Annotated in this window: 27 protein-coding genes and 1 tRNA gene; 4 read left to right on the forward strand and 24 right to left on the reverse strand. The window is 69.7% G+C overall.

Going from position 1 to position 24618, the window contains the following annotated elements:
* Positions 1–148: 148 nt before the first annotated feature.
* The 4 genes from JOE59_RS13545 to JOE59_RS13560 form a co-directional block, all read right to left on the reverse strand.
* Positions 149–964, reverse strand: a complete 816-nt coding sequence (locus tag JOE59_RS13545) for an inositol monophosphatase family protein (RefSeq protein WP_204461229.1) — start codon at positions 962–964, stop codon at positions 149–151.
* 95 nt (positions 965–1059) lie between these two features.
* A tRNA-Tyr gene (locus JOE59_RS13550) sits at positions 1060–1144 on the reverse strand.
* An 80-nt stretch (positions 1145–1224) separates the two neighbouring features.
* Positions 1225–1884: a PH domain-containing protein gene (locus tag JOE59_RS13555; RefSeq protein ID WP_204461230.1), complete on the reverse strand. Its 660-nt coding sequence runs from the start codon at positions 1882–1884 to the stop codon at positions 1225–1227.
* 4 nt (positions 1885–1888) lie between these two features.
* On the reverse strand, positions 1889–2053 hold the full coding sequence (locus JOE59_RS13560) for a hypothetical protein (protein ID WP_179551989.1): 165 nt from the start codon (positions 2051–2053) through the stop codon (positions 1889–1891).
* 191 nt (positions 2054–2244) lie between these two features.
* Here JOE59_RS13560 and JOE59_RS13565 point away from each other — a divergent pair, with 191 nt between their 5' ends.
* Together JOE59_RS13565 and JOE59_RS13570 are read left to right on the forward strand one after the other, a co-directional pair.
* Entirely contained in the window at positions 2245–3264 is a 1020-nt protein-coding gene (locus tag JOE59_RS13565; protein ID WP_204461231.1) for a LacI family DNA-binding transcriptional regulator, read from the forward strand.
* 73 nt (positions 3265–3337) lie between these two features.
* A complete protein-coding gene (locus tag JOE59_RS13570) occupies positions 3338–3826 on the forward strand; it encodes a YajQ family cyclic di-GMP-binding protein (protein ID WP_022891219.1) in 489 nt (162 codons plus the stop codon).
* 161 nt (positions 3827–3987) lie between these two features.
* Here JOE59_RS13570 and JOE59_RS13575 read toward each other — a convergent pair whose 3' ends face one another.
* The 16 genes from JOE59_RS13575 to JOE59_RS13645 all read right to left on the reverse strand — a co-directional run bounded on the left by JOE59_RS13575 (position 3988) and on the right by JOE59_RS13645 (position 18625).
* The gene (locus JOE59_RS13575; protein WP_204461232.1) at positions 3988–4710 is read right to left on the reverse strand and encodes a hypothetical protein; all 723 of its coding nucleotides are present in this window, start codon (positions 4708–4710) and stop codon (positions 3988–3990) included.
* A 29-nt stretch (positions 4711–4739) separates the two neighbouring features.
* The gene (locus tag JOE59_RS13580) at positions 4740–4964 is read right to left on the reverse strand and encodes a type IV toxin-antitoxin system AbiEi family antitoxin domain-containing protein (protein WP_204461241.1); all 225 of its coding nucleotides are present in this window, start codon (positions 4962–4964) and stop codon (positions 4740–4742) included.
* 228 nt (positions 4965–5192) lie between these two features.
* On the reverse strand, positions 5193–6248 hold the full coding sequence (locus JOE59_RS13585) for an alpha/beta hydrolase (RefSeq protein WP_204461243.1): 1056 nt from the start codon (positions 6246–6248) through the stop codon (positions 5193–5195).
* 59 nt (positions 6249–6307) lie between these two features.
* A complete protein-coding gene (locus JOE59_RS13590; RefSeq protein ID WP_204461245.1) occupies positions 6308–7198 on the reverse strand; it encodes a type II secretion system F family protein in 891 nt (296 codons plus the stop codon).
* 1 nt (position 7199) lies between these two features.
* On the reverse strand, positions 7200–8156 hold the full coding sequence (locus JOE59_RS13595; RefSeq protein ID WP_204461256.1) for a type II secretion system F family protein: 957 nt from the start codon (positions 8154–8156) through the stop codon (positions 7200–7202).
* Positions 8153–9691 (reverse strand): TadA family conjugal transfer-associated ATPase, encoded by a 1539-nt coding sequence (locus JOE59_RS13600; RefSeq protein ID WP_307837073.1) that lies wholly within the window; start codon positions 9689–9691, stop codon positions 8153–8155. The genes JOE59_RS13595 and JOE59_RS13600 overlap by 4 nt, the downstream gene beginning before the upstream one ends.
* Positions 9678–11006: a CpaE/TadZ family protein gene (locus tag JOE59_RS18835; RefSeq protein WP_239560258.1), complete on the reverse strand. Its 1329-nt coding sequence runs from the start codon at positions 11004–11006 to the stop codon at positions 9678–9680. The genes JOE59_RS13600 and JOE59_RS18835 overlap by 14 nt, the downstream gene beginning before the upstream one ends.
* Positions 11006–11761: a Flp pilus assembly protein CpaB gene (gene cpaB / locus JOE59_RS13605; protein ID WP_204461260.1), complete on the reverse strand. Its 756-nt coding sequence runs from the start codon at positions 11759–11761 to the stop codon at positions 11006–11008. Before cpaB ends, JOE59_RS18835 begins: the two co-directional genes overlap by 1 nt.
* A gap of 42 nt (positions 11762–11803) precedes the next feature.
* A complete protein-coding gene (locus JOE59_RS13610; protein ID WP_204461263.1) occupies positions 11804–12865 on the reverse strand; it encodes a pilus assembly protein TadG-related protein in 1062 nt (353 codons plus the stop codon).
* Positions 12853–13254: a TadE/TadG family type IV pilus assembly protein gene (locus JOE59_RS13615; RefSeq protein ID WP_204461265.1), complete on the reverse strand. Its 402-nt coding sequence runs from the start codon at positions 13252–13254 to the stop codon at positions 12853–12855. Before JOE59_RS13615 ends, JOE59_RS13610 begins: the two co-directional genes overlap by 13 nt.
* Before the next feature lie 76 nt (positions 13255–13330).
* Positions 13331–13537: a Flp family type IVb pilin gene (locus JOE59_RS13620; protein ID WP_204461267.1), complete on the reverse strand. Its 207-nt coding sequence runs from the start codon at positions 13535–13537 to the stop codon at positions 13331–13333.
* A 429-nt stretch (positions 13538–13966) separates the two neighbouring features.
* Positions 13967–14401 carry a hypothetical protein gene (locus tag JOE59_RS13625; protein WP_204461268.1) on the reverse strand — a complete coding sequence of 145 codons (435 nt, stop codon included), beginning with the start codon at positions 14399–14401 and terminating at the stop codon, positions 13967–13969.
* A 125-nt stretch (positions 14402–14526) separates the two neighbouring features.
* Positions 14527–15192 (reverse strand): prepilin peptidase, encoded by a 666-nt coding sequence (locus JOE59_RS13630; protein ID WP_204461269.1) that lies wholly within the window; start codon positions 15190–15192, stop codon positions 14527–14529.
* Positions 15193–15276: 84 nt separating this feature from the next.
* Positions 15277–16656, reverse strand: a complete 1380-nt coding sequence (locus tag JOE59_RS13635) for an FAD-dependent oxidoreductase (RefSeq protein WP_307837074.1) — start codon at positions 16654–16656, stop codon at positions 15277–15279.
* Positions 16657–16672: 16 nt separating this feature from the next.
* Positions 16673–17797: a polyprenyl synthetase family protein gene (locus tag JOE59_RS13640; protein ID WP_307837075.1), complete on the reverse strand. Its 1125-nt coding sequence runs from the start codon at positions 17795–17797 to the stop codon at positions 16673–16675.
* Positions 17798–17914: 117 nt separating this feature from the next.
* Complete coding sequence (locus JOE59_RS13645) at positions 17915–18625, reverse strand: class I SAM-dependent methyltransferase (RefSeq protein WP_204461270.1); 711 nt, start codon at positions 18623–18625, stop codon at positions 17915–17917.
* A gap of 41 nt (positions 18626–18666) precedes the next feature.
* Here JOE59_RS13645 and JOE59_RS13650 point away from each other — a divergent pair, with 41 nt between their 5' ends.
* Positions 18667–19959, forward strand: coding sequence for an isochorismate synthase (locus JOE59_RS13650; protein ID WP_307837076.1), 1293 nt, complete (start codon positions 18667–18669; stop codon positions 19957–19959).
* Positions 19960–20025: 66 nt separating this feature from the next.
* Here the strand turns inward: JOE59_RS13650 and JOE59_RS13655 are convergent, their stop codons facing one another.
* The 3 genes from JOE59_RS13655 to JOE59_RS13665 are packed head-to-tail and all read right to left on the reverse strand — an operon-like array spanning position 20026 to position 23221.
* Positions 20026–20883, reverse strand: a complete 858-nt coding sequence (locus JOE59_RS13655) for a PPK2 family polyphosphate kinase (RefSeq protein ID WP_204461271.1) — start codon at positions 20881–20883, stop codon at positions 20026–20028.
* 39 nt (positions 20884–20922) lie between these two features.
* Entirely contained in the window at positions 20923–22788 is a 1866-nt protein-coding gene (gene menD, locus JOE59_RS13660; RefSeq protein ID WP_204461273.1) for a 2-succinyl-5-enolpyruvyl-6-hydroxy-3-cyclohexene-1-carboxylic-acid synthase, read from the reverse strand.
* Positions 22781–23221 carry a PLDc N-terminal domain-containing protein gene (locus JOE59_RS13665; protein ID WP_204461276.1) on the reverse strand — a complete coding sequence of 147 codons (441 nt, stop codon included), beginning with the start codon at positions 23219–23221 and terminating at the stop codon, positions 22781–22783. The genes menD and JOE59_RS13665 overlap by 8 nt, the downstream gene beginning before the upstream one ends.
* 73 nt (positions 23222–23294) lie before the next feature.
* On the opposite strand from JOE59_RS13665, the gene JOE59_RS13670 reads away from it, so the two are divergent.
* A complete protein-coding gene (locus tag JOE59_RS13670; protein WP_204461278.1) occupies positions 23295–23570 on the forward strand; it encodes a DUF4229 domain-containing protein in 276 nt (91 codons plus the stop codon).
* 36 nt (positions 23571–23606) lie between these two features.
* Here JOE59_RS13670 and JOE59_RS13675 read toward each other — a convergent pair whose 3' ends face one another.
* The gene (locus JOE59_RS13675; RefSeq protein ID WP_307837077.1) at positions 23607–24614 is read right to left on the reverse strand and encodes a 1,4-dihydroxy-2-naphthoate polyprenyltransferase; all 1008 of its coding nucleotides are present in this window, start codon (positions 24612–24614) and stop codon (positions 23607–23609) included.
* Positions 24615–24618 lie beyond the last annotated feature (4 nt).

Raw genomic sequence — 24618 nt, forward strand, 5'->3', positions numbered from 1 at the left:
ACGAGGAGGTGAACATCTCGGCAGCACGCCGAAATAACAGGTTGGTAAAGACTAACCGGTCTCGACCGTGCACGCCACGTTGAACAACGATTTCCGCCTGTCAGAAGGCTGCAAGTCCACGGCATCCGCGGCGTTCAGCCCCGACATCTCAGGCATCGACTCCGGCGCGGCGCAATACCGCAGCGATCTCCCCGTACAGCTCGGGCGCTGCGGCGAGCACGAGCTCGGCGGTGCCCGGTCCCCCGCCCGGTCCGCCGACCCTCGCGCCCGCCTCCTGGGCGATCAACGCACCAGCGGCGTGGTCCCACGGGCTCAGCCCGCGCTCGTAGAAGGCATCGAGGCGCCCCGCGGCCACAGCGCACAGGTCGAGCGCCCCCGATCCCATGCGGCGGATGTCCCGGGCCAGGGGCAGCAACTCGAGCAGCACCTCGGCCTGCGCGCGCCGCACCTCGGCCTGGTACCCGAACCCGGTGCCGACGAGGGCGTGGCTGAGCGGGACATCCGTGTTCGCCTGCAGCCGCCGCCCGTCGAGCCGGGCGCCTCCGCCGGCTCGCGCCTCGAACACCTCGCCGGTGGTCGGATTGACGACGACGCCCGCAAGCGCCGTCCACTGCGTCGGGTCGATCGACCCCACGACCACCGCGACGCTGATCGACCAGGCGGGGATGCCGTAGAGGAAGTTCACGGTGCCGTCGATCGGATCGACGACCCAGTTGATGCCGCTCGTGCCGATGCGCGCGTCGTCCTCTTCGCCGACGATGCCGTCGTCGGGTCGCGCCTCGAGCACGAGCCGGCGGATGAGCGCCTCGGTGTCACGATCGACCGCGGTGACGATGTCGATGGGCGATGACTTCGTCGCGGCGACGCTCACCCCGCCGCGACGGGCGTCGAGCGCGAACTCCGCCGCCTGCAGGGCGATGCTCCGGGCGAGGTCGAGCAGGGCAGCGGATGCGTCTTCACTCATGCCGACACGCTAGCCCGACACGATGAACATCGCACCGCGGCATCCGCTTACTCGACCCGTGATACCACGAAAGCCCCGGCTGACCGGGGCTTCTCTGGTGGCGAGTGAGGGATTCGAACCCCCGAATGCTGAGCAGTCTGATTTACAGTCAGATCCCTTTGGCCGCTTGGGTAACTCGCCATCGCACCCGACCACGTTCTGCACACAACCGGGGGCCTGTCAATGGTACCCGCCGAGGGCCGGTGCGAGAAATCGACGGCCTACGACCGCCACCAGGGCATCTCGGCGGTGTCGTTCGGGTCGCGCTGCGGGGTCGTGTCGTAGCGATCGGGCTGCGGCGCAGGGTCGTAGCGCTGCGGCGCCGGCGTCGGCGTGGGCGCCGTGTCGAACTGCTCGCTGCGGCCCATCTGACGGGCGGGGCCGCGCAGGCCCGAGCGCTGGATGACGCGCTGGATCGTGGCGCCGCGCTGGTCGGGCGACCCCACGAAGCGGATCTCGCGGAGCCCCTGGTCCTGCGCGGCCGACTCGAAGACGAAGTGGCCGTAGCCGAACACCCGGCCGATGAGGGGGGTGTGCACCGAGATGTCGAGGATGCGGGAGATCGGCATGGTCGCGATGCGCTGCGACAGGATGCCGTGCACGCGGAACACGCGCATGTTCGTGATCACGAAGCGGTCCATGCGGGCCTGCAGCACCCGCCAGAGCCCGTGCAGGAAGAGGAAGAGCGCGAGGAAGAAGGGGAACCAGTACAACTGCTGCGGCACCCAGGCCAGCAGGATCAGTGCGGGAACGGCCGCGCACATCTCGAGCACCGCACCGACGACCGCGGCCCAGTGCTTGCGCACCTCGTCGACGATCACCTCGCCCTCATCTGCGATGAGGTGGCGCTCGACGCGCGGATCGAATCCGAACACGCTCATGGCGTCATGAGGCGAGGGAGGTGAAGAACCTGCCGACGGCCTCGGTGGCCGAGACGACTGCGCCGAACGCACCCTGCACCACGTTCGCAGCGTCTTCAGGACGACTGATCATGTAGAACAAGGCGAAGATCACGACCAACGCCACGGCGATGCCCTTGAGCCACTTCACGGGTGCTTTCCCTTCGAGACGGCGACAAGGGGCGAGCCGCCACCCCCGTGAGCCAGCCCCGACACGTATTTCTATCCCACCCGTCGCGCGGAGACAACGCGCCACGCGGGGCACTGCAGGCACGGCCGAGTAGGATTCCCCTGACCCGGCATGGCCGGGGAACGACTCGGCAGGGCCGGGAATGAGGAGCCATGGCCGGCATCGAAGAGGTCGCGAGACTCGCAGGAGTCTCCACCGCGACGGTCTCGCGCGCGCTCAGCGGCCGCGGCCACGTCTCCCCCGGGTCGAAGGCCAAGGTCGAAGAGGCCGCGGCCCGGCTCGGCTACGTCGTCTCCTCCAACGCCTCGAGCCTCGCGTCGGGTCGCACCCGCAACATCGGCGTCGTCGTGCCGTTCCTGAACCGCTGGTTCTTCTCCTCGGTGCTGGAGGGCGCCCAGCAGGCGCTGCTCCGCCGCGGATACGACCTCACCCTCTACAACCTGTCGGGCGACGGCCAGGAGCGCTCGAGCGTGTTCGAGCACTTCCTGCTGCGCCAGCGCGTCGACGCGGTCATCGCCGTCTCCCTCGAACTCACCGAGCCCGAGGTCGCACGCCTGCACGAGCTCGGCAAGCCGCTCGTCGGCGTCGGCGGCCCGATCCCGGGCGTGCGCACCCTCACGATCGATGACGTCGCCGTCGCCCGGCTCGCGACCGAGCACCTCATCGGCCTCGGCCACACCCGCATCGCCCACATCGGCGGCGACCTCGAGTTCGACATGGACTTCCACCTGCCGACCAACCGCCGCATCGGCTACGAGGGCGCGCTGCGCGACGCCGGCCTCGACGTCGACCCGCGACTCTTCGCGCCGGCCGACTTCACGATCCGCGGCGGCTACCACGCCGCGAAGCAGCTGCTCGGCGCCCCGCACGGCCGGCCCACCGCGATCTTCGCGGCATCCGATGAGATGGCCATCGGCTCGATCCTCGCCGCCCGCGACCTCGGTCTCGTCGTGCCGCGCGACGTCTCGATCGCGGGCATCGACGACCACGACCTCTCCGACTTCTTCGGCCTCACGACCGTCGCGCAGTTCCCGCGAGTACAGGGCGAGATGGCGGTCGAGATCCTGATGGACCAGCTCGAGCCGGGCAAGGCGGATGCCGCGACGCCCGCCGCCACTCCCCTGCCGTACGAGTTGCAGGTGCGCTCGTCGACGGCCCGCCCGCCGGCCTGAGCCGCCACGCGTTGCGCGTGGCTGGCGCGCCGCGACCCGCTCGCGGCATCCGCTCGTCGGTACACTGGGCGGCATGGCTGATGCAACGTTCGACATCGTTTCCAAGGTCGACCAGATGGAGGCCGACAACGCCCTCCACCAGGCGCAGAAAGAGGTCGCGCAGCGCTACGACTTCAAGAACGTCGGCGCGTCGATCGAGCAGTCCGGCGAGAAGGTGCTGATCAAGGCCAACAGCGAGGAGCGCGCGAAGGCGATCCTCGAGGTCTACGAGGCCAAGCTCATCAAGCGCGGCATCTCGCTGCGTTCGCTCGACGCCGGGGAGCCGTTCCCGTCGGGCAAGGAGTTCCGCATCGAGACCACGATGAAGGCCGGCATCGACTCCGAGAACGCGAAGAAGATCAACAAGATCATCCGCGACGAGGCGCCGAAGAGCGTGAAGAGCCAGACGCAGGGCGATGAGGTACGGGTCTCCTCGAAGAGCCGCGACGACCTGCAAGCGACGATGGCGCTGCTCAAGGGCAAGGACCTCGAGGTCGCCCTGCAGTTCGTCAACTTCCGCTAGCGCGCCCGCACCCAGCGCCCAGCGCCCGCGCGCCCGGCGCCCCGCGCCCCCGCGCGCCGCGCTTCGCGGACGTCTTGCGCCGCGGAGGTCGTCCGCGATGCGTCCTCTGAGGCGCAAACCGTCGCGGGAGTGGTGCGGAGTGAGAACGCGTCGCGGCAGCCTCAGAGCAGGCGGATCCGACGACGAACAAGCGGGAGTCCGGCCGCACGGAGGCGATTCAACACGGGAACCCGCTCCTGCATCTCGGGCCAGTCCCATCGATCGAACGCGCGCAGTTGTCTGCGGATGGCATTCTCACGGTCCTTCTCCTCGATGACCGTCTGGGCGGATGCCGCAGCATCCCCGCGCCCGAGGTACTTTCCGCGCCCGTCGGCCTCGGCGCCGATGCCGTACTCCTCCCAGAAGAAGTCGAGGAAGGCCCGCTTGCCGAGATCGGGCAGCCAGAGTTCATGCTGGAGCTCCGGCTCGGGGAATCCGCATTCCTCGATGACCAACCGGCTGCACGTCTCGAGCGGCGTATCCGCGAGCGTGCGTGCGCGTTCCAGCACCGCGCGCACCTTTCGCACACCCGTGTAGCGACCCATCCGCTCGTGCTCTGCCCACAGGTGTTCGATCGTGGTCTTCGGCGGGTCGGTTCGGAGGCGCGTCGTTCGGATCGCTGCATCGACCGCGGTCAGGGCCGCCGCGAGCGGGGCGTCGCGTGCGAGCTGCACGAGGGAGGCCTCGACCGACGTGGTGATGCAACCGTCGATGGTCTCGAGGTCGGCGTCATGGCACCGTGCGATCGCGGTGTACCCGCTGCGGCGATGGCCGTGCCGATCGGGTGAGAGCACGAGGATGGTCTGCGGCCACGCCCCGTAGATCGGGAGACCGTGCAGCGCCACCGCCGAGTACGAGGCGAAGATCGGCGCCGTCAGCGTCGGGCTGCGGCCCGCACCTGCTGCCGATAGGCCCGGGCACGGTGCTCGGCCTTGCTCATCGTCGGGTCGGGCTCGCACCGGACGGCGTAGACGCCCCGCCGCACCCGTTCGATCTCGTCGGCGGCGAGCGCGCGATCGATGCTCGATGCTCGCCCCGCGGCTCGGGCGTCGCGGGCCAGGATGAAACCATCCTCGTTGACGATCAGTCCGTGGGGCATCCTCCGATCATGGTGAGCAGGAGCATCCGCTCGAGGCCGAGCTGAACCTCTCGTGGAGTCTCCGCATTCGTCGACGATGTGGAGGCCGAGTCGCGCCCGCCGCCCGCGGGCGTGCGATTCCATTCCGACGACGGTTTGCGTCGCAGAGGACGCGGGCGGTTCGTCCTCTGCGGCGCGAACCGTCGCGTGAGCGGATGCCGCCGGCGTGAGCGGATGCCGCGGGCGCGCTCAGCGGCGGTGGGGGGCGTAGCCGCGCAGCCACTGCGTGATCGCGGCGTACGCGGCCTCGCGCACGGGCGCGCGCGACAGGAACACGTCGTGCAGCGCCCCGTCGATGCGCGCCACGGCGCCGACCTGGCTGAGCCGCAGCGTGCGCTCGGCGACCTCGTCGACGACGAGCACGATGTCGCTCGACGCCATGGCCGGGTCCCACCGTGCCTGCAGCGTCGACCGCTTCGACAGCAGCGTGAGCACCGGCGCGCCCACATCGATGCGCGAGGCGACGGTGGCGTGCCCGGCGAGCACCGCGTTCAGCCAGGCCGGATGCACCGTGAACCCGCGATCGGGCCGCCAGTCGTGGTTGTACTCCCACTCGCCGTCGAACTCCTTCGCGACGGTGCGCGTGTAGAAGCCGAGGTCGACGTTCGGCAGCGGCGCGAGCGGGTTCACCTTGGCACCCCAGCCGATGACCGGCGCGAGCGCCTCGCGCCCCACTCTGCTCGCCTGGAACTCGAGCCACGGGCTGTTGAGCACGATCGCCGCGGCACGCCCGCGATGCCGCGCGGCCCAGAGGCTGAGCGTGAGCCCACCCGTCGAGTGGCCGAGCAGGATGAGCGGTCGCCCGTTGCTGCCCCGCGACGAGGCATCCGCGCCATCGGATCCGTCGGGCGCACCGTGACCCATCGCGGCGAGCGCGGCGGCGATGTCGGCGTCGTAGTCGGCGAGGTCGGTGATGAACCCGGGCGTCTGGCCGGGGCGCAGGCTGCGACCGTACTTGCGCAGGTCGAGTGCGTAGAACCGCGCGCCGGCGTTCGACCAGTATTCGGCGAGACCGGGGTTGAAGAAGTAGTCGCTCCAGCCGTGCACGTAGAGCACGTCGGCTCCGGATGCCGCGCCTCGCGTCAATCGCAGGCGCCACGGCGGCCGGTGCCGCACGAGGGTGGCCACGACCTCGCCCTCGTTGTCGGTGCCGAGCGGCAGGGTGAGCTGCTCGAACCCCGCGCCGAGCACGTCGGGTCGCCAGGTCTCGGGGTCGCCGGTTTCGGGGTGCTCGGGCTCCGCCATGCCGCCTCCCCTCGGTCTGGCCTCAGCCTAGCGAGCGACACCACCTGCGCTCGGGAGACCTACGGTGCGCCGATCCCTCCACCGAAGGAGCTCATCATGTTGATCGCCGCCGGCGTGAGCAGCACGATGAAGAGCACCGGCAGCAGGCAGAACACGAGCGGGAAGAGGATCTTCACGCTCACCTTCATCGCCTGCTCCTCTGCACGCTGCTTGCGCTTCAGTCGCATCTCGGCCGACTGCACGCGCAGCACGTCGCCGATCGACACCCCGTACTGGTCGGCCTGGATGACGGCACGGATGAATCGGCGCAGGTCTTCGACGCTCGTGCGCCGTTCGAGCTCCATGAACGAGTCGCGGCGCGTACGCCCGATCGACATGTCCTGCAGCACTCGGATCATCTCTTCTGCGAGCGGCCCCTTGCCATTGCGCGCGGCCTTGGCCATCGCTGCGTCGAAGCCGAGGCCCGCCTCGACGGCGATCGTCATCTGGTCGAGCAGGTCGGGCAGCGAGAGCTTGATCGCCTCCTGGCGGTCGTGGGCGCGGCCGTGGATGAGCACGTCGGGCAGGAAGAAGAGCAGCACCGGCGTCGCGATGACGACGAGCACCATCCACCCCTGGAACCCGCCGTTGAGCACGATGAGCAACGCGAACAGCACGCCGACGATCGCGAGGACGATCTTCCAGACGACGATGCCGTTGACCGACCATCCGGCGGGGCGCCCGGCGTAGACGAGCTGCTTCTCGATCCAAGCGATATACCCGCTCGGGGCAGCCGAGATGAGCGAGGCGCTGATGGACCCCTGCTGCACCGCGCCGAGCGTGGGGTGTTCCTCCACCACGTCCGTCGTCGCGGCTTCACGGCGAGCAGGGAAGAGCAGGAAGACGAAGACACCGAACGCGACCGCGGTGGCCCCGATCATCACGTAGACGAGCACAGCAGACAGCTCCATGTCAGAACTTCACTCTCACCGTGAGTGCGGTCCAGATCGACCCGATGACAAGCAGCACACCCGCGACGACGAGCGCGACGATGCCGATCGGGTTCTGGAAGAACGCGTTGAAGTACGTCGGCTGCGCGACGATGAGGAAGAGGAAGACCACGATCGGCAGGGCGACGAGCACGATCGCCGACAGGCGCCCCTCGGCGCTGAGCGCGCGCACCTGACGGCGGATCTCGTTGCGGTCGCGGATCGTCTTGCCGACCTGGTCGAGCACCTCGGCGAGGTTGCCGCCGGTCTCCTGGTTGATCGCGATCGCCTGGGCGACCCACTCGAAGTCATCGCTCTGCATGCGCTTGGCGGTAAGCCCGAGTGACTCGGAGAGATTGCGACCGAGGCGCACCTCGTTCACCACGCGTGCGAGCTCCTCGTTGGTCGGGTCTTCGGCATCGCTCGCGACGGCGGCGAGGCTTCGGTTCAGTCCGTGACCGGCGCGGAGGCTGCCGGCGACGAGCTGCACCGTGTCGTCGACCTGGTCGGCGAATCGGGCACGCCGCTTGCTCGTGCGCATCGAGACCATGAGCTTCGCGCCCACCGGCGCGAGCAGCGCGAGCAGCACCGCCCAGAGCAGCCAGGTGCCGTTCGCGAAGCCGACCAGTACGCCGATCAGTGCGAACACGCTCGCCGCCGAGGCGACGAGCACGACGAAGCTCGACGGATCGGTCTTGATGCCGGCGAGTTCGAGTTCCTGCGGGCCGAACATTCGGCTCGATCGCCTGGAGGCGACCGACTCGATCGCGGCAGTCGTGCGCTGCGTGGCCTTGGTCAGCGCGGAGATGTGCTCGACGCCCGGCGCCAGACGGCGATCACGAGCCACCCTCGGCGCCGGTGGTGCGATAACGAAGAACAGGAGCACCAGCAGCGCGAGCAACGCGATGCCGATGCCGAGCCCCAGCACGACGGGATTCATCGGATTGCTCCGAGCATGTCGCCGATGTCGGGCTGGAAGAGCGAGATCGGAAGGGCGATGCCGTAGTCGGCGATGCGCTCGGCGAACCTGGGGCGCACACCGGTCGGCTCGATGCGACCCCGCAGCCGCCCCTCCTCGTCGTATCCCGCCGAATAGTCGAAGCTGAACGCGTCCTGCAGGGTGATGATGTCGCCCTCCATGCCGTGCACCTCGGTGATGTGCGTGATACGTCGCACGCCGTCCTTGTGCCGGGTGATCTGCACGATGATGTCGATCGCCGAGGAGATCTGCTCGCGAATCGCGCGCAGCGGCAGGTCCATCCCGGCCATGAGCACGAGCGTCTCCATACGCGAGACCGCGTCTCGCGGCGAGTTCGCGTGCAGCGTCGAGATCGATCCCTCGTGACCCGTGTTCATCGCCTGCAGCATGTCGAGCGATTCGGCGCCGCGCACCTCGCCGACGACGATGCGGTCGGGCCGCATGCGCAGCGAGTTGCGAACGAGGTCGCGGATCGTGATCTCGCCGCGACCTTCGATGTTGGCGGGGCGCGACTCGAGTCGCACGACGTGCTCCTGCTGCAGCTGCAGCTCGACCGCGTCTTCGATGGTGATGATGCGTTCATCGCCGGGGATGAACGCCGAGAGCACGTTCAGCAGGGTGGTCTTACCGGTGCCGGTGCCGCCCGAGACGAGGATGTTCATCTTCGCCCGCACCGCGGCGTCGAGCACCGTCGCGACCTCGCGTGTCATGCTGCCGAAGTTGATGAGGTCGTTCACCGTGTAGGGGGTTCCCGCGAACTTGCGGATGGTCAACGAGGCGCCGTCGACGGCCAGCGGCGGGATGATCGCGTTGACTCGGGAGCCGTCGTCGAGACGGGCGTCGACGAGCGGCGAGGACTCGTCGATGCGACGACCGACCCGGGCGACGATGCGTTCGATGACGCGGCGCAGTTGCGGCTCGCCGGTGAAACGGTGCGCGGTCTCCTGCAAACGGCCGTTGCGCTCGACGTAGAGCCGGTCGAAGCGGTTGACCATGATCTCGCTCACGGTCGGGTCGGCGAGCAGCGGCTCCAGCGGGCCGTAGCCGAGCACATCGGCACCGATGTCGTCGATGAGTCGGTTGCGTTCGGCGGTCGACAGGGCGAGCTGTTCGCCGGCGACGATGTCGGCGAGCTCTGCTCGAGCGAGCAGGTGCAGCTGCTCCTCAGTGAGGGAGGCGTCGTTGAGTCGCGATCCGATGCGCCCGAAGAGCTCTTCTGCGGCCTTCTCCTTCACAGCCGCGAGCGGGTCGACCGACCCCGTGGGTCGAGCTGCTGCGGGGCGCGGCTGGGCCGGGGGCTGGAACATCGTGGGCTCGGTGGCGGCCGTGGGGGGTTGCGTCTCGGGCGCCGAATCGGCGTCAGCCGCAGCCGGCTGGACGGATGCCTCAGCCGGACCCGGCGCGTCGGTGGTCACGGGTTCTGCAGCAGCGAACGGGTCCGCCGGCGCTGTCGCCTGCGTCTTGCCGAGCGCACTCAGCCGATCATTCAGGTTCACTGGTCCGCCGCCTTCTCTGGATCTTGCTTCGCTTGGGGAACGCCTCCGGTGCGATGCGCAGCACGATCGAACGGATCGCCTTCGCCGCAGGGTCGCGCACGTCGTCGTGAATGAGCGGCACACCGCGGTTGCTCGCCAGCAGCACCGCCGACGACTTCGGCACTTCGACATCGACCGGCGCGCCGATGATGTGCTCGACGTCCTTGATGGTCAGTCCGCTGTTCTTGTCGGTCTGGTTGACGACGAGGTGACGATTCCCGGGCATGAGGCCGAGCCTCGTCAGCAGTTCGAACTCGGTGCGCATGGCGCGCAGGCTCGGCACGCCCATGTTGGTCACGAACACGGCGTCGGTGACGTGCTCGAGGGCGACGAGCGTGTGCTCGCCGAGCCCCGGCGTGGTGTCGACGATCACGTAGCGGAACGTGGCGCGAAGCCGCTCGATGAGGCGGGCGAGTGCGAGCGGGGCGACCTGGTCTCCGAGTTCGGGCGACGGTGCGCTCGCGATGACGAAGAACCCGTCTTCGTGGTGCGTCAGCGTGGTCTTCAACACGATCTCGTCGGCCGCGACATCCGCCACCGCGTCGACGATCGTGCGCGTCGGCGCGAGCGCGAGCGCCGCCGTGATGTCGCCGAACTGCAGGTCGGCGTCCACGAGCACGACGGAGTTCGGGGCGACTTCGGCGAGACCGGTCGCCAGGTTGATCGCGATCGTCGTCTTGCCCTGACCGCCCTTCGGCGCGACCACGGCGATCGCCTCCGACGGGGTGCCGGCTTCGAGCGGCGGGAACTCCCATTCCGGCACGGCCGGCTCCGGCTCCGGCGCCGCTGCGGGTTCTGCGGCGACGTCTTCGACTCCCGCCGACTCGTCGACGAGGTCCACGAATGGCATGTCGTCGACCTCGAGCGCCAGCGGGGCGTCGAAGTCGTGCGATTCGGCGCGGCCGTTGGCGACGAGCCAGGCCGACAGCCGATCGAGGAGCGCCAGCGTCGTGTCGTCGCTGGCATCGGGGCTCAGCACGGCGTGGAGTGAGAGCTCGTCGACCCAGTCCTCGAGATCCGAGCGCTGTTCGCGCACGACGATGAGGCCGAGGTCGGGATGCTTCACTGCGAGCGCCTCGACGAGTCCCTTCGTCTCCTCGTAGTTCAGCACCGGTCCGAGCAGTGCCACGCGCGGCTGCCCGTTGGTGCGGCTCACGACGGCGTCCGGGCCGAACGTGAGGAACTCCCCCGGGATCACGGCAAGCCGTTCGCCGAGCAGAGCCCGGAGCCGGGTCTCATACTCGGCGGAACGACTGACCAGGAGGTAGGGGAGCATTAGAACGCGTTGCTTCCGGTCACCGGCGCCGTGCCGCTGTTGTCAGTCAGGTCGTTTTCGAGCGTGAGCCACATCTGCGCGTAGTCCCCTGCCTCGCCCTCAGAGAACCAGACCCATCGCTCGACATCGTGCGCCGAGAGCGCGATCGTGACCATGATGCTGTCGCCGGCGCTTTGCTCGACCTGCGTCTCGGATTCGTCTTCGGGGGTCACGACGCCCTGCACATTGGTCACGAGCACCCCGTGGAATGCGAAACTCGTGACGGGGTTGATGACGTCTTCGTCGTCACCGACCTCATCGGGGTCGACCGTGCCGACGAGGCCGATCTTGTCGCCGGAACGCACCTGGCCGCCGACCACGCGATCGGCGGGGAGCGTGAACGACACGAGCTGCATGCCCTCGGGCACCGCGACATCGCCACGTGCAGCGAGCTCGGCCGGGTCGATGAACCGAGCTTCGAGCAACTGCTCACCGGGCAGGATCTCAGCGTCGGCGACCAGTCCGGCGAGTTCATCGAGGTCGGTCACGATACCCTCGGCCACGTTGCGGGTCTGCATCGAGTCGACCTTGACGAACTCGGTCACATCCTCGCCGGGGGTGCCGCGCGGAATCAGCTCCTGCACGATGTAGACGTCGGTGAGCTCCGCGCCCTGGGCGGCTCGGGCGTCGGCTCCGCGAACGTATCCGACGAGGAGGATGGCGCCCAGTACGGCGAGGAGAAGGGCGACGATCGCCCCGATGATTCGGGTCTTCATAGGGTTCGGGTCCTTGTTTTCGAACTACGCTGTCTGGTCGGGTCAGCCGATGAGTTTCGCGACCTTCAGGCCTCCGTTGGGAGTGACCTCGCCGAGGTCGAAGTCCTCGCCGATGGCGACGTATCGCTTGAAGTAGCCCTGCAGTCCGAACTCGCCGCCCTTGAATCCGGGAGCCTTCGACTCCCCGGGAAGGTAGCAGTCCGAACCGCTCTTGGCGCCGGGCGGCTCGCACTTGGCGCTCGCGATGTGATAGCCGGTGATGTAGAAGGCGGCGAATTCCTTGACGTTGTACGAGCCGTGACTTCCCGAGCTGCCCTCGGTGAAGGAGTCGTAGATCGGGATCAGCACCGTCGTGCCGATGAGCTTCGTGATGTAATCGTCGGGGCAGCCGCCGGCCTTCGTATCGGACTTGCCCGGAACTCCCGGCTCGGGCACGCCGACCTCCACCGCGACCTTGCAGTCGGCGTCTCCGTCGCCGTCGATGTCGTCCCCCTCGAGCCAGCCGAACCCGCCGGGGTACCCCGGCGCGCACTCATCGGGTTTCTTGTCACCCTTGCCCGGGCCGATCAACAGCAGGATGAACGGGTCGCCCTGCTCTTCGGTTCCCGGGTCGAAGTGCCGGGTGAGTTCACACTCGGCGATCGCGAGCGGAATGGTCTCCCCGCTCTCCGGCGAGCCCCATTCAGCGACAGCAGTCGAGCGCACGGTCGTTGAACTCGGGTCGTCGTCCGAGTCGATCAGCGAGGCGAAGAAGTGCGGGAACGTCGCCTCAGCGGTGACCTGCGCCGTGCGATTCGCCTTGTCGATGGTCACGTCGGCCGTGCCCTCCACCGGGATGGCGGCATTGCCGTTGACGTACTCCTGAGCGTCGACGTCAGCAGTCGTGGTGCACGCGGTCTCGTCCCGAGCACACGACGAGGCCACGGCGAGCGCGGCGGCGTCGGCGCCGTGTTGGAGCTGCGCATGCTCTGCATGCTGCGCTGAGACGTCGAGTGCCATCGCACCGAAGCCCAGCATCGGCACCAACAGAAAGGCGATCAGGACCGCGTTCGATCCTCGCTCATCGTGCAGGACGCGTCGGATGCGCGACTTCAGCCTCCGCATGGCATCTCTCCTTCTGCTTGCAACTCCATCGGGTCCCCGAGGGCCGTGCTGAACCACTCGGACATCGATCCGGGGGAGACCGAGATCGTCGACGTGGCCTTGCCGCCGTCGTCGTCGCAGGCGACAGTCACCTCGATGGTGGCGCTCGACCAGAGGAACATCCCCGGGATCGCCGTGGCCTGATCCTTGGCGTCTTGAACGGTGAAGCCGTCGTCGCGAGCGTGGATCGCCGCATATCGCGCGGAGACTCGCGCCGCATCCGAGATCGTCGCCTGGATGTTCCAGAGACGGGAGAACTCGATCACCGTGAGCAGCAACATGATGACGAGGGGGAAGACCAGCGCGAACTCGACCGCCGCCGCCCCTCGTTCCTTCTCGCGTGTGCGCATTACGTCCTCAAACTGCCGAAGGGGGTTCGGGACACGAAACGTGCCCCGAACCCCATCAATCCGCGTGAGCGGGGGGTCAGTCGCCGACGGTGCCGCCCTGCTCACCCATCCACGTGCCGACGTCGGCGACGAAGTCGTCGAGGATCGGCGTGAGGGCGACGGCAGCGACGACCAGCGCGATGGCGACGAGGCCGAGCACGAGCGCGTACTCGGTGGCCGTGGCGCCTTCTTCTTCGTTGAGGGAGTTGATGCGCGCCTGAATGCGCGAGTATGCCTTGAGCATTTCGGGTTCCTTCGAGTTCGGGGGCTGCTGTGACCGAGTGGGTACGGTTCGGTCAGTTGAAGGTAACTGTGCGTACGCAAGCAGAGAATGCCCCCCTTCGGGGGCGGTATGCGCCATCTACGCAATGAACCGCCCAGATAGGCCAAAAATCGCGCAAGATGCGCCCGCGTGTACCCCACTCTGGGGGTACCTCTGTACCCCGCGATGGGGTACGACGTACCCCGACATCGGGGTACAACGCGTCCCCCGACGCCGCAGCCGAACTCAGCCCACGGGCCCGACCAGCAGCACGACGATGAGCGCTCCCACGAGCATCGACGCCCGAACGAGATCGACCCGCGCAGCGTCACCCGTTTCGGCGCCCAGGCCACGTCGCCAGCAGGCCCGCTCGATCATTGGCCCAGCGAGATGGTGACCGGCGAGGTCTGCTCAGACGGCCGTCGGCTCCTCCGGTGGAAACGTCGCCAGCGCCGCTCCGGTTCCACCGATCGCCGCAGTGATCAGACCCACGCCGAGCACGATCCAGACGGCAACGGGATTGCTTGTCGCCAGTCCGATCGGAAGGCACAACGCGGGGACGGCGATAAGTGCGCCATGCCACCATTTCGCGCCAAGCATGAGGACGATGGCCGCCGCTCCGACGATAAGCGCGGCGCCCAGTATGAATCCGACGTCGGCCGCGTCGGGCCGTACCGTTGACGTCGAACCGAATCGCCACAACGCCGGAAATGAGTTGACGTAGATCAGCCAGCCTCCCGCAACGACCATGGCCATCCAGAGGACCGTGAGTATGCCGCGCACCCAGAGGAAGCGGTGCGCGTGAGGCGCGCGCACCTTCCGACCTGGGTTCAACGGTTCGACCATGCCACGAGATAATCAGCGCGAGTCGGCGATCTCCAGCCCCAGTTCAGGGAAACATCGCGGAGCGCGCCTGCAGCCGCTGGGCTCGGTTTTGGCCTGCACGGTTCAGCAGGCTCGGTTCAGCAGGCTCAACCAGCAGGGGGCCCGACCAGCAGCACCGCGATGAGCGCTCCCGCGAGCATCGACGGCCCGAACGGGATCGACCCGCGCAGCGTCACCCGTTTGAGCAGGAGCGCCACGATCGCGATCACTCCCCCGACGACGAAGGCCGCGAGCAGCCCCACGAGCCATGCCGACAGCCCGAACCAGCCGAGCAGCAGCCCGATCACGAGCGCGAGCTTCACGTCCCCCATGCCCATCGACGCGGGCGAGATGAGGGCCAGCACGAAGTACACCGCGAACATCGCCGCCGCGCCCGCGACGGCCCAGACGAGCGTCATCCACAGGCCGGTCGCCCACGTCGCCGGCACGAGCAGCACCGCGACGGCACCGAGCGCCGGGAAGACCACTGCGTTCGGCAGGCGCTTCTCGGCGAGGTCGACGATCGACAGCACCGTCGCGCACGCGGCGAACACGAGCAGCGCCGGCAGCGTCCACGAGAGGCCGAACCGCAGGGCGAGGAGCCCGAAGGTCACTGCGGTCACGACTGCGGCGATCGTGCGCAGCGTGCGCTGCGGCATCCGCTCGACCTTCATCGACCGGTCGGTCCAGGTGGCGAGCGGCCACCAGCCGAGCGCGAAGCCGAGCAGCACCGCGACGACCGTCACGATGAGGCTCGACCACGCGAAGGGCATGGTGAGCAGCGTAGTGGCTCGACCCGCAGCAGGGTTTCGACAGGCTCAACCCGCAGAGGGCAGACTCGACCCGCGGAGCGGCGGCTACGCGTCGGCGCGCGAGATGTCGACCATCTCGTCGCGGGGCACGACCTTCACGCGCACGCGCCCCTCGGCCGAACCGAGCGCCTGCTCGTGCTCGTCGAGTCGGTGCCAGCCGTCGAGGTCGGTCCAGCGGATGCCGCGCGACTCGAGCAACTCGATGACGGACTCCTCCGACGGGGACTCGGGGTCCCACCAGTTGCCGAGGTCGTTGATGAGGTGCTTGATAGTCTCCATCGCGTCGGACTTGGTGTGCCCGATGAGGCCCACGGGCCCGCGCTTGATCCAGCCGGTCGCGTAGACGCCGTACATCTGGCGCGGCTCGCCGGTGCCCTTGTCGCGCGTGAGCACCTGGCCCTCGTGGTTCGGGATCACGCCGAACTTCTTGTCGAAGGGGATGCCGGGCAGCGGGGTGCCGAAGTAGCCGACGGCGCGGTAGACGGCCTGCACGGGCAGCTCGCGGATCTCGCCGGTGCCGACCACGCCGCCCTCGCCGTCGGGCGCAGTGCGCTCCCAGCGGATGGCGCCGACGCGGCCGGAGCCGTCGTCGACGAGTTCGAGCGGCTTCGCGAAGAAGTGCAGGTGCAGGCGACGCGACGCCTCGCCGACCTCGCGCTGGCGCCACTGGTTCAGCACCTTGTCGATGACGAAGACCTGCTTGTTGCCCGAGACCGCCGCGCGTGCAGCGTCGTCGTAGTCGAAGTCCTCGTCGTACAGGATCATGTCGACGTCGCGCAGCTCACCGAGCTCGCGCAGCTCGAGCGGCGTGAACTTCACGGAGGTCGGGCCGCGACGGCCGAACACGTGCACGTCGGTGACGGGCGATGCCGCGAGGCCGGCCGCGACGTTCGCGGGGATCTCGGTCGACATGAGGTCTTCGACGTGCTTGGCGAGGATGCGCGCCACGTCGAGGGCGACGTTGCCGTTGCCGATGACCGCGGCCTCCTTCGCGTCGAGCGGCCACGTGCGCGGGAAGTCGGGGTGCCCGTCGAACCAGCTGACGAACTCGGCCGCACCGTAGGAGCCCTCGAGCTCGGAGCCCGGGATGTTCAGCGAGGCGTCCTTCACGGCGCCGGTCGCGAAGATCACGGCGTTGTAGTGCTTCTTCAGGTCTTCGAGCGTGATGTCCTCACCGAACTTCACGTTGCCGAAGATGCGGATGTCGCCGCGGTCGAGCACCTCGCGAAGGGCGGTGATGATGCCCTTGATGCGCGGGTGGTCGGGGGCGACGCCGTACCGCACGAGCCCGTAGGGCGCGGGCAGGTGATCGAAGAGGTCGATCGAGACGTCGAAGTTGCGTTCGGCCTTCAGCAGGATGTCTGCGGCGTAGATGCCGGCGGGGCCTGCCCCGACGATCGCCAGTCTCAGCTTGTTCCTCGTCACGTGCGTGGTCTCTCCATCAGCTCTCGCGCTCGACGACCGTCTCTGCGAATCGTGTGAGCGCCTTCTTCACACTGCCCTCGGGCAGCGGCGCGAGGGCGGCGACCGCCTCGCGCGCCCAACTGTGGGCCTCAGCGAGCGTAGCGCGCGTAGCTTCGTGTTCCCGAAGTTCGGCGACGATCGCGTCGATCGTCTCCTTCGAGGGCACGATGCGCGAGGCCATGGTGTTCGTGTCGATCGGGTCGGCGGCGGCCGCCGGGACGGTGGCGATGACCACGTCGCGTTCGATGCGCTCGAGCAGGGCAGCGGATGCCGCGTCGCTGCGGGCCTGCTCGGCGAGCCGGAGCATCGGCAGCGTCACGACGCCCGCGCGCAGGTCGGTGCCGGGCACCTTGCCGGTCTCTGCCGGCTGCGGCGAGAGGTCGATGACGTCGTCGACGAGCTGGAACGCCACGCCGATCTTCTCGCCGAACTCGATGATGGGGGCTTCGTAGCCCGGGTCGGCGCCCGAGAAGATGATGCCCGACTGCGCGGCGGCGGCGATGAGCGAACCGGTCTTGTCGGCGAGCACCTGGATGTAGTGCGCGATGGGGTCGTCGCCCGGCTGCGGGCCGACGGTCTCGTGCAGCTGGCCGAGCACGAGCCGCTCGAAGGTGCGCGCCTGCATGCGGATCGCCCCCTCGCCGAGGCCGGCCATGAGCTGGCTGGCGCGGGCGAAGAGCAGGTCGCCGGTGAGGATGGCGACGGAGTTGCCCCACACCGCCTGCGCGCTGGGCACGCCGCGGCGCCGGTCGGCGTCGTCCATGACGTCGTCGTGGTACAGGCTCGCGAGGTGCGTGATCTCGATGGCCTCGGCCGCCGTGACGACGTCGTCGGTCACCCCGGCGCCGAGCTGCGCGGTGAGCAGCGTCAGCATGGGGCGCACGCGCTTGCCACCCGCCTGGAGCAGGTAGCGCGTCGAGACGTCGGCGATGGTGTCGGCGAAGCGCACCTCTTCGAGGAGGCCTGCTTCGACGCGATCGAGCCCTGCGTCGATGGCCTTCACCATGGCCTTGTCGGCCGAGGTCGCGAAGACGCGCTCGCTGAGGCCGAGATTGGCGGCGAGCGATGAGCCTCGACGGGCGACCGGGTGACTCGGTTTCACGCTCACTAGCCTATCGGGGTGCGAACGGGAGCTCGTTCTGCGGGTTGAGCTTGCCGAAACCCCACGAGTGGGTGGGCGGGCTCAGGTTTCGACGGGCTCAACCAGCAGCGGCTCGGCTCAGGCGGCAGCTGGCTTGGTCGCGCGGTGCAGGGCGACGACGCCGAGGGTGAGGTTGCGCCACGCGACATCCGTGTAGCCGACCTCGCGGATCCACGCCGCCAGGGTGCGCTGGTCGGGCCACGCGTTGATCGACTCGTTCAGGTAGTCGTAGGCCGTGTCGTTCGAGCTCGAGAGCTTCACGAGCGGCGGCATGACGTAGCGCTGGTAGACGCCGTACCCGGTACGCACGAGCGGTGCGGGCGGGGTCGAGAACTCGCAGATGACGAGCCGGCCACCGGGCTTGGTGACACGGAAGAACTCGGCGAGCGCCTTCTTGGGCTCGTTGACGTTGCGCAGGCCGAACGAGATCGTGACGGCGTCGAACTCGTCGTCGGCGAACGGCAGTTTCGTGGCGTCGGCCTCGACGAACACGAGGTTCTGCACGCCGGCCTGGCGGCGGCGGCCGACCTCGATCATGCCGGGCGAGAAGTCGGCGGCGACGACGGATGCCCCGGACTTCGCGAGACTCGCACTCGAGGTGCCGGTGCCGGCCGCGACGTCGAGGATGCGCTGCCCCGGCTTCGGGTCGACGGCGCGGGTCGTGGCGACGCGCCAGAGCGGGGCGTTGCCCACCGAGAGCACGTTGTTGGTGCGGTCGTAGCTCGCGGCGACGCGATCGAACATCGCCGACACCTGGTCGGGCTGCTTGCCGAGATCTGCGCGGGTCATGCCTCGATCCTACGGCGCGCGGCCGGGCGTAGGCTGGGGCGGTGAGTCAGACGGATGACGCGGTGCAGGCCGCGAGTGCTCGGCTCGTCGTTCGCACCGTGGCCGTCGATGAGACGGAGCCGTTGATCCCGCGCGCCGATCCGCGGCATCCGCTCGTCTGGATGCGCCGCGGCGAGGGCATCGTGGGGCTCGGCGAGGTCGTACGCATCGAGACGACCGGCGCGGCGCGGGTCGAAGACGCCGCAGCTGCGTGGACCTCGCTCGCCGCACGCGCCGAGGTCGATGACCGGGTGGGACTGCCGGGCACGGGGCTCGTGGCGTTCGGCGCCTTCGCATTCGCCGACGAGTCCGAGGCGACGAGCGTGCTCATCGTGCCCGAGCTCGTCATGGGCCGGCGCGACGGTCGCGCCTGGGTCACGAGGATCTCGCTCGACCCGGTCGACGAGACGGATGCCTCCCCCGACGCCGCCGAAGCCGAGGTCGTGCTGCCCGAGCCCGCGCCGAAGCGGCAGGTGCCGCGCGTGGCGTTCACGCCGGGCTCGCTGCCGCCCGAGGCCTACGAGACGGCCGTCGCCGAGGCCGTGCGCCGCATCGACGCCGGCGAACTCGAGAAGGTGGTGCTCGCCCGCCAGCTCGTGGGCGAGCTGCATGAGGACGCCGGGCTGCGGGCGACGATCAACCGGCTCGCCGAGGACTACCCCGACACCTGGGTCTTCGCCGTCGACGGGCTCATCGGCGCGAGCCCCGAGACGCTCGTGCGCGTCGACCACGGCACCGTCTCTGCACGTGTGCTCGCCGGCACGGCCTCGCGCGGCGCGGGCGAAGCCTCCGACCGCGAACGCGCCCTCGCCCTCGCGGCATCGGAGAAGGACCGCGCCGAGCACGCTCTCGCCGTCGAGAGCGCGGTGAAGCGGCTCGCCCCGCACACCGCCCGACTCGACACGAGCCCCGAGCCGTTCACCCTGCAACTGCCGAACCTCTGGCACCTCGCGACCGACCTCAAGGGCACCCTCGGCGACGGATCGAGTTCGCTCGACCTCGTGCGCGCCGTGCACCCGACGGCCGCCGTCGCGGGCACGCCGCGCCGCATCGCGCTGCCCGCGATCGCCGAGCTCGAGGGCTTCGACCGCGGCCGCTATGCCGGCCCGGTGGGCTGGATCGACGGCGGCGGCGACGGCGAGTGGGCGATCGCGCTGCGCTGCGCGCAGGTCGACGCCGACGGCACCGTCACGGCATATGCCGGGTGCGGCATCGTGCACGACTCCGTACCGGCCGACGAGCTCGCCGAGACCGTCATGAAGTTCCGCCCGATCGTCGAGGCCTTCGGCGGCTGAACTGCCCCTGCTGCTGGTTGAGCCCGTCGAAACCTCTGCGGGTTCGACGGGCTCGACCCGCAGCAGTCAGCTCGCGGCGAGCCGCGCCTGCTGCTCGGCGACGTCGTAGTCTGCCTTCGGCCACTCGAGCTGCATGGCCTCGAGCGCGTCGATCAGCAGGTGCTGCACGGCCAGCCGTGCGTACCACTTGCGGTCGGCGGGCACGACGAACCACGGGGCATCCGTCGTCGCCGTGCGTTCGAAGACGAGCTGGTACGCCGCCGCGTAGTCGTCCCAGCGCAGCCGCTCGTCGACATCGCCGGGGTTGAACTTCCAGTGCTTGTCGGCGCGGGCGAGCCGCTCGGTGAGCCGCGCCTTCTGCTCGTCGCGCGAGATGTGCAGCATGACCTTGATGATCGTCGTGCCGGTGGCGGCGAGCTCGGCCTCGAACTCGTTGATCGCCTCGTAGCGCCGCTCGATCTCGTCAGGCGAGGCGAGCGAGCGCACCCGGCCGATGAGCACGTCTTCGTAGTGCGAGCGGTCGAAGACGCCGATCATGCCGGCACCGGGCACCTGCTTGTGGATGCGCCAGAGGAAGTCGTGATCGAGCTCTTCCGGGGTGGGCTTCTTGAACGCGGCGAGCTGCACGCCCTGCGGGTCGACCGAACCCATGACGTGCTTGACGATGCCGCCCTTGCCCGCCGTGTCCATGGCCTGCAGCACGAGCAGGATGCGTCGCTCGTCGCCGCCCATGCGACTCATGGCGAAGAGCTGCTCCTGCAGCTCGGCGAGGATCTCGGCACCCTCGGCGAGCGCCTCCTGCCCGGCCGCCTTGTCGCCGTGGAACCCGGGGTTCTCGCGGGTGCCGGTCTTCGCGAGCTCGAACCCCTCGCCCACTCGCAGCAGATCGGCGGGGTCGGCGGTCCAGTACGTCTCGCGGCTCATGCGTCCATCCTGCCCAGCGAGCGGATGCCGCGGCAAGCGTCAGCGCGGAAGCGGCACCTCGAGGATCGACGGCCCGTCGACCCGGGTGCCGAGCGCGTCGTGCAGCTCGGCGCGGGTGGCGGCCCGCGTGTACGACCAGCCGTAGGCGGCGGCGAGCGCCGTGAGATCGACGTGCTGCGGCGTGTACTGCACCCGGTCGAAGGCGTCGGCGGGTGCGGATGCCGCAACCTCGAGCGAATCGAAGATGGTGCCCCCGCCGTCGTTGCCGACGATGAGCTGCACCCGCGGGCGCTGCTCGCCCTCGCCGAGCAGCATCGACCCGACGTCGTGCAGCAGGGTGAGGTCGCCGATGAGGGCGCGGGTCACGCCGCCCCTGGCCGTGTTCGCCGTCGACGCGACGACGGCCGCGGCATCCGCTTCCTCCGACGGCTCGCCCGACGTCGCCGCCGACGCCTCGCCCGGAAGCGCGCACTGGGTTGCGATCGCGATGCCGACGGCCGTCGCGACGGTGCCGTCGATGCCAGCGAGCCCGCGGTTGGCGTGCACGGGGATGCGGCGACCGGGCACCGCGCGGTCGGCATCCCTGATGAGTCGCGAGGCGCCGAAGAGGAGCCGGTCGTGCGGCCAGGTCGCCGACCAGACGGCGTCGACGAGCATGCGCCGGGTGACGGGTGCCCGCATCGCGGCGAGCTGGGCCTTCATGTACTCGCGCTGCGCCTCGTAGTCGGAGACGTGTCCGGTCTCGTCGATGCCGTCGCGCTGCAGCGGCGACGTCGGCAGCCCGGCCTCGACGAGCATGCGGCTCGCTCGCACCCAGCGGCCGACCCACGCACGTTCCTCGCTGCTCTGCGGGCGCGGTTCGGTGCGCACGGCGCGTTCGAACCGGGCGACACGGCGCCCGGGGTTGAACCACTCGATGCCCCACGGGGCCACGACGATCGTCTCCACGCCGTCGCGCTGCACGAGGGTGGGCACCTCGCGCGAGAGCGTCGGGTGGCCGAAGACCACGACCCGCTCGATCTCGTCGCCGAAGCCCGGCTCGCCCAGCAGTTCGCGGTAGGCGACGACGAGGTTCGGCCCGAAGTGGGCGCCGCTCGAGACCTCGGCGATGAGCGGCCAGCCGCCGTCACGTGCGAACTGCTCGGCGCCGGCGCCTGCTCCGGCGCCGGCCACGACGATCGTGCGCGGACCGGCCGCGATGAGCGCGGGCGCCGCTGCCCCGTCGACGATCGCCGGTGCCGGCACGTCGGGCAGGCCGGCGGCATCGACCGCAGCAGACGACACCAGCGGCGAATCGGCCGGGATCGCCGCGGACAGCGGCTCCCGCAACTGCAGGTTGAGGTGCACCGGGCCGGGGCCGGGGTGCGGCACCGGCCGCCCGCCGGCGTCGCGGCCGAGGGCGGCGGCGACGGCCTCGCGGGCGAGGCGCGCCGCGGCATCCGCTTCACCGGCTGCCCCCTCTGGAGCCACGACGTCGCGCTCGAGCCGCACCGCGCCGGCGAAGATGCCGGGTTGCATGGTCGTCTGGTTCGAGCGGATGCCGCGCAGCTCCGCCGGCCGGTCGGCCGTGAGCACGATCAGCGGCACGCCGGAGTGGTGCGCCTCGAGCACCGCGGGATGCAGGTTCGCCACCGCCGTGCCGGACGTCGTGATGATCGGCACCGGCCGACCCGACTCGACGGCGAGACCGAGGGCGAGGAATGCGGCGCCGCGCTCGTCGATGCGCACGTGCAGGCGCACGGCACCGGCCCGTTCGAGCTCGGCGGCGGCGAGCGCGAGCGCCTGCGACCGTGAGCCGGGGGCCACGACGAGGTCGACGACGCCCTCGCGCACGAACGCCGCGAGCAGCGCCAGCGCGCTGTCGCTCGCGGGGCTCGCTGAGGTTCGGCGGTCGGGCTCAGCCATTCGGGCGGCCGGACGGACCGGACTCACCCGGCGTCTCGGGGGTGTCGGGTCGTTTGCGCTCGGTGCCGGCGGTGCCGTCGGGCTGCCCGCCGTCGCCGGACGGGCCGTCGCCGTCGAGGTCGGCGAGCTCCTGCTCCATGCGGCGGATGCGCTCGGCCTGCTCGGCCTCGGTGCCGAGTCGGCGCAGGAAGTCGGCGTCGTCGTCGGGAGCGACGGTGCGAGTGCGCCCGCCGCCCGACGAGCGCCCGGCCCGGCCCCGCCCGATGATGAACCAGAGCAGCCCGCCGATGATCGGCACGAAGACGATGACGACGATCCACCAGCCGCGGCTCAGCCCGCGGACCCGTGAACGGTCGAAGAAGGCGCAGTCGGCGACGGCGTAGATCGAAAAGACCACCGCGGCAACGATGAGCACCACGTACAACCGCACCATGGCCCCAGTCTAGGCGCGCTCGGCGCCTCTCCGGCTGTGAGTGCGTTCAGCCGCGCCGACCTAGACTGATCGGGTGAAATCCGTGCCCGTCTGGATCTGGTACACCGCGCTGCGGGTGCTGCTGTTCGCCGTTCCGCTCGCGGTGCTCCTCATCGCGGGTGTCAACGTCTGGGTCTCGACCGCGATCGCCGCGCTGTTCGGGCTGAGCGCGTCGCTCATCTTCCTGCGCCGGGCACGCGAGGCGATGTCGAGCGACCTCTACGCCGCCCGCCACCGCGAGACGCCGGTCGTGCACGAAGACGCCGAGGCCGAAGACGCCGCGATCGAACACGGCGCCGACGAGCGCTGACGAGCGCAGACGCCCGCTGCGTTCGTGCGCGTTCGATCAGAGCGCGAACGCCAGCCCGAGTCCGATGCCGTAGACGAGCGCCGTGAGGCTCGCGAGCTGCAGCGCGATGATCAGCTCCCGCGGGGTCTTCGCCGTGAGCACGATCAGGCACGCCGGCAGCGCCGCGAGCAGCGCGAACATGACGAGCCATGCCGCAGGGTAGAACAGCGCGAAGAACACGGCGATCGCGAACGGCACGAGCATGAAGACCGCGAACAGGATGCGTCCCGCGAGCGGGCCGACGAGCACCGCGAGGGTGCGCTTGCCCGCGACCTTGTCCTGTGCCACGTCGCGCAGGTTGTTGGCCATGAGCACCGCGCAGGCGATGAAGCCCACGCCGACGCCGCCGAGCCACGCCTCCAGGTTGACGGTGAGCGCCTGCACGAACGCGGAACCCGCGGTCGCGACGAGACCGAAGAAGACGAAGACGAAAAGCTCGCCGAGGCCGTAGTAGCCGTAGGGGTGCTTGCCGCCGGTGTAGAACCAGGCGGCGACGATCGCGACCGCGCCGACGGCGAGCAGCCACCACTGCCCCGTCACGATCGTGAGCGCGAGTCCGGCGAGCGCGGCGAGGGCGAAGAAGCTCAGCGCGACGGCGAGCACCTGCTTGGGCTTGGCGACCCCCGAGCCGGTGAGACGGGCCGGCCCCACCCGGTGCTCGTCGGTGCCGCGCACGCCGTCGGAGTAGTCGTTGGCGTAGTTGACGCCGATCTGCAGTGCGAGCGCGACCACGAGGGCGAGCAGTGCTCGCGCGGGGTGCCACGGACCGTCGGCGATCGCGACGACGCCCGCACCCGTGCCGAGGGCGACCGGTGCGATGGCCAGCGGCAGGGTGCGCAGCCTCGCGCCCGAGACCCAGTCGGCTGCCGTGGCGCGATCGGGCGTGCCGGGCTTCGCGCCGGTGCTGCGGGCGGCCTTCGCGGGGTTGCCGCTGCGGGCCGGCGTGCGGGACTTTCCGGCGAGGTCGGCGGCGGGGTTCAGGCGTTGGGGTTTCGGGCGGGCCACACGA

This window comes from Agromyces cerinus (assembly GCF_016907835.1).
Taxonomy (GTDB): Bacteria; Actinomycetota; Actinomycetes; order Actinomycetales; family Microbacteriaceae; genus Agromyces; species Agromyces nitratus.